The organism is uncultured Porphyromonas sp. (assembly GCF_947254915.1).
Lineage (GTDB): Bacteria > Bacteroidota > Bacteroidia > Bacteroidales > Porphyromonadaceae > Porphyromonas.
Map to the genome: position 1 here is coordinate 1 of NZ_CAMYEZ010000084.1, position 10,109 is coordinate 10,109.

Annotated in this window: 8 protein-coding genes; 7 read left to right on the top strand and 1 reads right to left on the bottom strand. The window is 51.7% G+C overall.

Going from position 1 to position 10,109, the window contains the following annotated elements:
• Window positions 1–367: 367 nt before the first annotated feature.
• Window positions 368–1,249, top strand: a complete 882-nt coding sequence (locus Q0X57_RS05900) for a fructose bisphosphate aldolase (RefSeq protein ID WP_007366252.1) — start codon at window positions 368–370, stop codon at window positions 1,247–1,249.
• 179 nt (window positions 1,250–1,428) lie between these two features.
• On the opposite strand, the gene Q0X57_RS05905 is transcribed toward Q0X57_RS05900, so the two are convergent.
• Window positions 1,429–1,689 carry an RNA-binding protein gene (locus tag Q0X57_RS05905; RefSeq protein ID WP_007366244.1) on the bottom strand — a complete coding sequence of 87 codons (261 nt, stop codon included), beginning with the start codon at window positions 1,687–1,689 and terminating at the stop codon, window positions 1,429–1,431.
• Window positions 1,690–2,056: 367 nt separating this feature from the next.
• Between Q0X57_RS05905 and Q0X57_RS05910 the strand changes: the two genes are divergently transcribed.
• The 6 genes from Q0X57_RS05910 to Q0X57_RS05935 all read left to right on the top strand — a co-directional run bounded on the left by Q0X57_RS05910 (window position 2,057) and on the right by Q0X57_RS05935 (window position 9,663).
• Window positions 2,057–3,523, top strand: a complete 1,467-nt coding sequence (locus Q0X57_RS05910; RefSeq protein WP_297728945.1) for an HD domain-containing protein — start codon at window positions 2,057–2,059, stop codon at window positions 3,521–3,523.
• Between the two features lie 15 nt (window positions 3,524–3,538).
• A complete protein-coding gene (locus Q0X57_RS05915; protein ID WP_297728947.1) occupies window positions 3,539–4,174 on the top strand; it encodes a hypothetical protein in 636 nt (211 codons plus the stop codon).
• A 118-nt stretch (window positions 4,175–4,292) separates the two neighbouring features.
• The gene (locus Q0X57_RS05920; protein ID WP_297728950.1) at window positions 4,293–6,092 is read left to right on the top strand and encodes an ATP-binding protein; all 1,800 of its coding nucleotides are present in this window, start codon (window positions 4,293–4,295) and stop codon (window positions 6,090–6,092) included.
• A gap of 139 nt (window positions 6,093–6,231) precedes the next feature.
• Entirely contained in the window at window positions 6,232–7,929 is a 1,698-nt protein-coding gene (locus Q0X57_RS05925) for a glutamine--tRNA ligase/YqeY domain fusion protein (protein ID WP_297728953.1), read from the top strand.
• Between the two features lie 26 nt (window positions 7,930–7,955).
• Window positions 7,956–8,615, top strand: a complete 660-nt coding sequence (locus Q0X57_RS05930; RefSeq protein ID WP_297728956.1) for a DedA family protein — start codon at window positions 7,956–7,958, stop codon at window positions 8,613–8,615.
• Between the two features lie 64 nt (window positions 8,616–8,679).
• Window positions 8,680–9,663, top strand: a complete 984-nt coding sequence (locus Q0X57_RS05935) for an NAD-dependent epimerase/dehydratase family protein (protein ID WP_297728959.1) — start codon at window positions 8,680–8,682, stop codon at window positions 9,661–9,663.
• The last annotated feature ends 446 nt before the right edge of the window (window positions 9,664–10,109 follow it).

Genomic DNA, 10,109 nt, shown 5'->3' on the forward strand with positions numbered 1-10,109 from the left:
TTCGGAAGAATGAAATGAAACTTCGGAAGAAAGATTTTGAAGTTCCGAAGAATTTTTCGTTTCCTCGCTGGATATTCCGAATTTCCTCCGAAGAGATTTTCAATTTCCTCAGAGGTGTGGATTGAGTGGCTGTGATCGGCTGTCAGTGGCTGGCTGGCGATTAGCTAGAGGCATCGGAGCTATGAGAGCAATCGGGACCATCTGAAAAACGTAACTTCATAGAGAAGCGTGAGTGGGGCTATGTGACTTATTTTTACTACCTTTGAGGAGCTTACGGCAGAGACGGTGGCGGATGGGTCGCGTCTCGGACTTCTCCCAGGAGGAGCGCTAAGCGATTGATAAGCGTCTAACTTACTTTTTACACAATATGAATCAGAAGCAATTAGAACAGATGAAAAGCGGTCGTGGCTTCATCGGAGCTCTCGACCAGAGTGGTGGCTCTACGCCTAAGGCTTTGAAGGCTTATGGTATCACTGAGGATGCCTGGAAGAATGAGGATGAGATGTTTGACCTGATCCACCAGATGCGTACTCGTATGATCAAGAGCCCTGCCTTTGCTACGGGCAAGCTCGTGGGTGTGATCCTCTTCGAGCGCACGATGCGTGGTCAGATCGATGGCATGAACACGGCTGACTATCTCTGGGAGAAGCTGAGCATCGTCCCCTTCCTCAAGGTGGATAAGGGACTGCAGGAGCTACAGGATGGTGTACAGCTGATGAAGCCATTCCCAGGACTCGATGATCTGCTCAAGGATGCTACCAAGTATCATATCTTCGGCACGAAGATGCGTAGTGTCATCAAGGAGGCTAATGAGAAGGGTATCAAGGCTATCGTAGATCAGCAATTTGAGTGGGGTAAGCAGATCCTAGCTCATGACCTCGTGCCTATCCTAGAGCCTGAGGTGGACATCCACTGCCCAGATAAGGCTAAGGCTGAGGAGATCCTCAAGCGTGAGCTACTCGCACACCTAGACAAGCTGGATCGTCCTGTCATGCTCAAGATCACGCTCCCCACGGAGGACAATCTCTACAAGGAGGTCATCGAGCATCCTAATATGCTTCGTGTAGTAGCTCTGTCGGGTGGTTATAGCCGTGAGCACGCTAATGAGCTACTTGCTCGTAACAAGGGCGTGATCGCTTCCTTCTCTCGTGCACTGGCTGAGGGCCTGACGGCACAGCAGAGCGATGAGGAGTTCAACGCTACGATCGCTAAGTCGGTCGATGACGTCTATCAGGCTTCGATTAAGTAAACCTACTATAGATACAGAAAAAGAGGAGCTATCGCCCGTATGGGTGGTAGCTCCTCTTTAATGGGATTGGGTTTAGACCGTACCGATACTATTACTTGTTGCAATGCGCTCGGTACTGTATCGTGAGGTGGAGATGTTTAGTCTCGCTTCACTACGGCTCAGCTTTGCTCAGAGGCTCTTTAGAAGCGTCTCTCACGGCGAGGACGATCCTCAGCCTCACGAATGAGGAGACGACGCCCCTCAAACTCCTGCTCGCTAAGCGCCTCGATAGCACGACGAGCATCCTCGTCTGCCATGTCGGCAAAGCCGAACCCGCGTGAACGCCCAGTGGCGCGATCCATGACGACACGAGCGTTGGAGACCTCTCCGAACTCGCTGAGTAGTTGCTCCAAGTCGTTCTCACGAACTCGGTAGCTCAAGTTGCCTAAATATAGGGTCATAAAAGGGAAAAGGGAAAAAGGGAAAATAATTAGTGAAGCAATGGGGGAGAGAGACACCTCACGAATGTGATACAGATCTCAAACTGTATGAATTGCTACCGTACTGCCATCTATTGTCACGGCGATATTTGTCGTCATTAGTATAGCGGGCGAGAGAGGGCGACTATCTAAATTCTTAATGTGTGCCATAGCCGTCGATGCTTTTCTCCGTTTGCTGAGTGCAAATGTAAGTATAATTATTGACCTGACAATCTATTTGATAGCATCCTAACGCAACACTCTCCAATTTGTATTACCTTTGTAACGCTTCACTAGAGGCTGCAGTGCTTGTGCTACAGCCTTCGTTTACCATATAGAGGAGATAGATATGCCGATACCTTTTGACCCTTATGCTGACTACAGCTCATACCTGCGCCATCCAGTCTTTGCGCTGGTGGGGCGTGTGGCTGATGCGCTTGATCTGGAGACCTATGTGGTCGGTGGATGGGTGCGAGACCTTTTCCTACAGCGCCCGAGCAGTGATATAGACATCGTCTGCGTGGGCAGTGGCATTGCCTTGGCTAAAGCGGTGGCTCGGGAGATAGGTCCGAAGTGTCAGGTGCATGTCTTTGCGAACTTTGGTACGGCGCAACTGCGCTACAAGGGCGTGGAGGTGGAGTTCGTCGGAGCGCGTCGTGAGAGCTACCAGCGAGATAGTCGCAAGCCGATCGTCGAGGATGGCACGCTTGAAGATGATCAGGAGCGGCGCGACTTCACGATCAATGCGATGGCTATCTCGCTCAACGAACGTACTTATGGCGAGCTGGTAGACCCCTTCTACGGTCTGGAGGATCTGCAGGACTATATGATCCGCACGCCGGTCGATCCGCAGGTTACCTTCGATGATGATCCGCTTCGTATGATGCGTGCGGTGCGCTTTGCTTCGCAGCTGGGCTTCTTCATCGATGATGCCGTCTTTGACGCTATTGTGAAGCTCCGAGAGCGCATTAAGATAGTTTCAGCGGAGCGTATCATCGTGGAGCTTAATAAGATCATGCTCTCGCCTCGTCCCAGTGTGGGGCTCTCCCTGATGGAGCAGACGGGGCTACTGGAGCTGATCCTCCCTGAGGTGCAGCTACTGCGTGGCACCGAGACGGTTGTCGGCGTGGGGCACAAAGACAATCTGGCGCATACCTATCAGGTGGTCGACCAATTGGCCGCAAAGAGTGACAACCTCTACCTTCGCTGGGCGGCTCTGCTACACGATATTGCGAAGCCTAAGACGAAGCGCTGGGATGCACAGCAGGGGTGGACCTTTCACAACCATAACTATATAGGAGCTAAGATGGTGCCGCGTATGTTTCGCCGGCTTAAGCTCCCGCTGGACAGCCACATGCAGTATGTCGCTAAGTTGGTGGACCTACACATGCGTCCCTCTTCGCTTGTTGATGAGGGGGTGACCGACTCGGCGATACGTCGTCTGCTCTTTGACGCGGGCGATGATATAGAGGACTTGATGACGCTGGTGGAGAGCGACGTGACGAGCAAGAACCCGAAGCGTGTGCAGCAGGTCCTGGACAACTATCAGGTGATACGACGCAAGCTCCAAGAGGTGGAGGAGAAGGATCGCATTCGCAACTTTGCTCCGCCGATTGATGGTGCCGAGATCATGCGTATTTTTGGTATTCCGCCCTCGCAGATCGTGGGAACGCTCAAGGAGCGGATCAAGAATGCGATCCTAGACGGTGAGATACCCAACGAATATGAACCCGCTCGTGAGCTGCTCCTCAAGGAAGCTGCCGAGCGTGGGCTCAAGCCACAAGAGGGCGAGCCCGCACAACCTACTAATGACTGAAAGACAGACAGAACTATGACAGATCAGACGAAGGTAGCCGAAGAGCTAGCTGAGCCACATCACTTTGGTTCACACAATATCTATATGCCCACTGCTCCTGTGGGTCACTTTCTCCCTTATTACCCGTGGCGCACGCTCTACGAGCAGCTACCTTTCGAGGGGGCTTACCCGCAGCTTCTCTACACGGACAGTCGTGCGGACGCTCTCTTTGACGCCCTTTCGCTACGCCTTGCCGAGCTGGTGGCAGACGAAGACTTTCATATGGAGGTGTCCCTGCAGTACCCTATGGGGATACCTGTAGCAGAGGTGCGGGAGGGTTACCTGACACTCATCATAACAGACCCCAACTTGGCGCAAAGACTCGAGGGCTTGCCAGTGGAAGTGCCCAGAGAGCTGTGGCTTGATATGCTCGCCATGAGCTTGATACAGTACATCCTACAGACGGAGATAGCTCCTGAGGAGCAGGTGGAGGTCGCCCTAGTGGAGATGCCTCACGAGGGTGCCGAGGAGAATAGCGAAGAGGTGCGTCCTCTCTGGGTCAAGCAGTGGGAGCAGACGCAAGAGATGATCCGCAAGAGCGACGGCGCTCACCGCTATCGCTACGGCTTCAGCCTCACCTTAGAGGGTCGCACCTCCAGCAACGTCGAGTAGCGTGCTTTGCTGGTCATCCTACCCCTGAGATGGTCACACATTATTAGTAGCGTCTAAGAGTCTGTTATGAATAAGTCTGACATTGAGTCTTTGCTGGGAGTCGGAGAGCGCATCTCTCTTGAGTGTAAGAAATCTGAGAAAGGCCTTCCGAAGTCTTTTTTGGGAGACATATTCTTCGTTTGCAAATACTATTGGGGGCATTGTGCTTTTAGGGGTTAAGGAGGACGTAACGGTGTCAGATAGAAGAGATAGGTTTGAAGTCGTAGGAGTTCAAGACATCTCAAAGATTAAGAAAGAACTCTTTGATACGCTGAACAGTGATAAGGTGAGTCGAAACATACTCACAGACGAGGATGTCGTGGAAGTCCCGTTTGATGACAAAGTCGTATTATGTATCACGATCCCTCAGGCTGACTATAGGCAACGCCCTATTTATATAAACGGGAACCCATTAAAAGGTGCCTTTAAAAGGAACTACGAGGGAGACTATCACTGCGCAGAGGACGAAATCAGAGCGATGATACGAGACTCAAATGAGCAGGGTAACGACGGCCTTTTAATCAAAAACTACGGGATGGACGATATAGATGCTCCCACTCTAGCGTCTTATAGAAATAGATTTGCTCTCCAAAACCCCGACCATGTGTGGAATGGTTATGACGATAGGACCTTCTTGCTCAACATAGGTGGATATACGATAGATAGATCTACATCTCAAGAGGGGCTGACTCTGGCGGGTCTCCTTATGTTTGGCACAGGGCTCTCTATTCGGGATCGACTTGATAATATTCGTATGGATTATATTGATCGAACAGGCTTGGAGCAAGGTAGTCGCTGGAGTGATCGACTTACGTATGACGGGCGCTGGGAGAACAACCTATATAACTTCTTCATGCTAGTGATGTCTAAGCTGTTTGATGGTATCAAGCGTCCATTTAAGTTGTCTGGTGTAGTAAGAGTAGATGATTCTCCCGTCCATAAGCTCATTCGAGAGGCTCTAACCAATATGATAATCCATGCAGACTATATGGATGTTGGAGTGCTGAAAGTCGAGAAAAACAATGATTGTCTAGTCTTCTCTAATCCAGGCTCGCTCAAGATACCGATAGAAGAGATTTATAGAGGGGGCAATTCGCGAGCACGTAATCCTAAGATTCAAACGATGCTACGCATGATAGGTATGGGAGAGAACATAGGATCAGGATTTCCGACAATGATAGAAGCATGCAAAAAAGAGAATTGGTATAAGCCCATTCTCATAGAGCACTCAGACATGAGGTCGGTTGACTTGACAGTTTCGGTGGTTTCTCTCATATCTCCAGAGATAAAGAAGAAGTTGGTCAGCATATATGGAGAGTTGTATAACACGCTTCCTAAGAAAGAACAGTTTATACTCGCCTCTGCGCTGTCTGAGGGTAGTGTGACGAACTATGTTGTCCAGCTACAATTGGATATGAATCCTCTGGATGCTGGCAAACTACTCTATGCGATGGTGAATAAGCACTTGCTCATCTCATCGGGCAAGGCTAGGTGGACGACTTACGCTGTCAACACTAGCTACGTAGAGGAGACAGAGTCTAGGAGTAAAAGTCAAGGAGTAACTACAAAATCAAGGAGTAAAAGTCAAGGAGTAGAAGACAAGGACTACCTTGATGCCGCATGGTATGGAGCGGACGGCTCTGAGATAAAGATGCCAGCATGGAGTGGGCGCACGAAGAAGATTGCTCTGCAGATACTAGAGTTTTGCGAAACGCCTAGGACGCTCATAGAAATATCTACAATGCTTGGCTTCAGAGATCGATATCGCATGAAGAGAGTCTATATAGATCCGCTACTGGGGAGTGCTCTGTCCATGTCTTCGACTGAAAAGAATGACCCTACGCAGAAGTATAGAACGATAGCTCATCGAAAACCTTAGTTGCCTCATCTCGCTCCTGTAGAGTAGAAATGCCCAGCAACGTCGAGTAGCGTGCTTTTTTTATCTACCTTTGTATCCAAATAGATAACCGAGGGAGGCTGCCTCATGGCGCAAGGGTCTCCGATAAGATATAGATGCAATGAACAAGACTCCACTAGAGGATGCTGCAAGCAATGGCGCAGAGAGCACGGGACTAAACTTTATAGAGCAGGTTGTCGTAGCGGACATCCAGAGCGGTAAGTATGATGGACGTGTGCAGACACGCTTTCCACCAGAGCCTAATGGCTACCTACACATAGGTCACGCTAAGGCTATCTGCATCGACTTCGGCATCGCGCAGAAGTATGGAGGCGTGTGCAATCTACGCTTTGACGATACCAACCCGATCAAAGAGGATGTGGAGTACGTGGACGCTATCCGTGAGGACATCCACTGGCTCGGCTTCGAGTGGGGTAAGGAGTGCTACGCTTCGGACTACTTCCCACAGCTCTACGCCTTTGCCGAGCGGCTCATCATGACGGGCCATGCTTACGTCGATGAGCAGAGCGCCGAGGAGATTGCCCAGCAGAAGGGTACGCCTACGACCCCTGGCATCAATAGCCCTTACCGTGATCGTCCCGCTGAGGAGAGCTTGGATCTCTTTCACCGTATGAATGCGGGCGAATTTCCCGAGGGCGCTATGACGCTCCGTGCTAAGATCGATATGGCTTCGGACGATATGCACTTCCGCGACCCGATCATCTACCGTATCATCAAGCGCCCGCATCACCGCACTGGTACAGAGTGGCAGGTCTATCCTATGTACGACTTCGCACATGGACAGAGCGACTACTTCGAGGGGGTGACCCACTCGATCTGTACCTTGGAGTTCGTACCGCATCGTCCGCTGTACAACTATCTTGTGGAGCTCCTGATGCCTGAGGGAACCACTTACAGACCGTATCAGTTTGAGTTCAACCGGCTCAACCTCACCTACACGATGATGAGCAAGCGCAAGCTTCTCAGCCTCGTGCAGCAGGGCCTCGTCACTGGCTGGGACGACCCACGCATGCCGACCCTCTGTGGTCTGCGTCGTAGGGGCTACACGCCACAGTCCATCCGTGACTTCGTCAGCATGATCGGCTACACCCGCTATGAGGGCACCATTGATCTCTCGCTCCTAGAGCATGCCGTGCGCAACGACCTTAACAAGCATGCAGCACGTGTCTCGGCTGTCCTAGACCCTGTCAAGCTCATCTTGACCAATCTCCCAGAGGGTCACGACGAAGCGCTAGAGATGGTCAATAACCCTGAGGACCTATCGGAGGGTACGCATATTCAGCACCTTACGCGTGAGCTCTGGATCGATCGAAGCGACTTTATGGAGGAGGCTCCGAAGAAGTATTACCGTCTTACGCCTGGAGGCTTGGACGTACGCCTACGTGGTGGCTACATCATCAAGTGTACTGGCTGCGAAAAGGATGCTGAGGGCAATGTGACGGCCGTCCTTGCCGAAGTTTACCTAGACAGCAAAACAGGCATGGAGGGTAGCAATCGAAAAGTCAAGGCTACGATACACTGGGTCTCTACAGCCTATGCGCTAGATGCTGAGGTACGTCTCTACGACCGCCTCTTCCTAGAGGAAGACCCCTCAGGCATCCCTGCTGAGGAACTCAAGGACCACCTCAACCCCGACTCGCTCATCGTGCAGCACGCTTATGTTGAGGAGTGTCTGCAAGACGCTCAGGTGGGGGATCACTTGCAGTTCCAGCGAGTCGGCTACTTTACGGTCGATCCCGACAGCCAGCCAGGCGCACTGGTCTTCAATCGCACCGTATCGCTCAAAGATCGTCGCTAGAGAGACTCCTCTCCCCTTAGAAAAGTATGCTGGAACAACTGACGCTTTGGTTCTTTGACCACCTGAACTACTGGACAGTCTTCCTCTTGATGACCATCGAGAGTTCGTTTATTCCCTTCCCCAGTGAGGTGGTCGTACCGCCCGCAGCCTTTCTAGCAGCCACGGGCGGACAGATGAGCGTCGTCGGTGTGCTCTTCTTTGCCACTTGTGGAGCCATCGTGGGGGCTCTGATCAACTATTACTTAGCTATGTGGCTCGGGCGTCCTATCGTCTACCGCTTTGCTGGCAGTAGAGTAGGGCGTATGCTCCTGCTGAGTCCCGAGAAGCTCGACCGTGCCAACGAATACTTCGTTCGCAAGGGAGCTGTCTCCACTTTTATAGGCCGTCTGGTGCCAGCCATTCGTCAGCTCATCTCCATACCCGCAGGTTTATCCCGCATGCCGCTAGGCGCTTTTGTGGGCTATACGGCTCTAGGCGCTGGCGTGTGGAATGCGGTCCTCGCGCTCATTGGTGTCCTCCTCTCGCATGTCCCAGGCATCGAGACGAAGGAGCAGGTGGTCGCTAAGGCGAGCGAGTACAGCCACATCATCGGTTACTCCATATTGGCGATCGTGCTACTCCTGCTGGCGATCTACATCGTCCGGCAGGTCAAACGCAAGCGACGCCGCAATCTGATCATAGACTAAAAGCTCTTAATCATCTCATTTTAGGTACCTTTGCATAGCAAAACAAGCTCAACTATATAAAGACATGAAGAATATATTGATCATTGGCTCGACCGGTCAGATAGGCTCCGAGCTGACAATGAAACTACGTCGTGAGTACCAGAATGGTTCAGTCGTAGCCGGTTACATCGCTGCAATGCCTCCTAAGGGCGAGCTCCTCGAGAGTGGTCCCGCAGAGCTTGCCGACATCACCGACTCAGCTCAGCTAGCAGCCATCGTCGACAAGTACAAGATCGATACCATCTATAACCTAGCAGCTCTCCTGAGCGCTACAGCAGAGGCTAAGCCTCAGCTGGCATGGCACATCGGACTGGGTGGACTCTTTAACGTCCTAGAGATAGCTCGTGAGAAGGGTTGTGCCGTCTTCACCCCCAGTTCTATCGGAGCCTTTGGTAATGAGACCCCCAAGGATAAAACTCCTCAGGACACGATCCAGCGCCCCAAGACTATGTACGGTGTGACCAAGGTCGCTGGTGAGCTTCTCAGCGACTACTACCACAAGCGCTTTGGCGTAGATACCCGCTCGGTACGCTTCCCAGGGCTTATCTCCAATGTGACGCTACCTGGCGGTGGTACTACGGACTATGCCGTAGAGATCTACTATGCAGCCGTCAAGGAGGGTAAGTTCGTCTGCCCCATCAAGGAGGGTACCTACATGGATATGATGTATATGCCAGACGCTCTGCACGCTATGGTCCAGCTCATGGAGGCTGATCCTACGAGACTGGTACATCGCAACTCCTTCAACATTGCCTCGATGAGCTTCGAGCCAGGCCAGATCGCAGCCGCTGTCAAGCGTATCATCCCCGACTTCGAGATGAGCTACAATGTCGATCCGCTGCGCCAAGCTATCGCTGAGTCGTGGCCTAACTCGCTCGACGACAGCTGTGCTCGTCGTGAGTGGGACTGGCAGCCACACTACGACCTTGACACCATGAGTCAGGACATGATCCAGGTGCTACGCGCTCGTTACGGCAAGAAAGCATCCGCACAAATCCCCAGAGACTGACACAGTCTCATCCACATGCGCCACTCTTGAGTTCGCTCAGGGGTGGCGCCTTTCATTTGTGCCTCTAGAGGAAGGCTCCGCAAAGCTGTCCTTTCTTAAAATAGTACACAGTTGGGGAGGTGTTACTGAGATGGTACACGGGTTATTTTTGTTAGTCCTGTGAGTGTACATCTGTTAGTTTTGCTCCTGCTGGGGTACACGACTTGTGGTCGTCTTTACTGCGAAGGTACACAAAGATAGGTCTTTGTCGGGAATTGGGGGCATAGGCTCAAGGCTGACGCATTATAGCGGACGAGGGCATCTACGTCTCTATGAGAGAAATCTGAAGGTGGAGGAAATCGGGAAATGCATCAGTAGATATTCGGGATTATCTAGCGAGGAAACGGAAAACTCTTCCGAACTTTCATTTCATTCTTCCGAAGTTTCATTTCATTCTTCCGAACTTT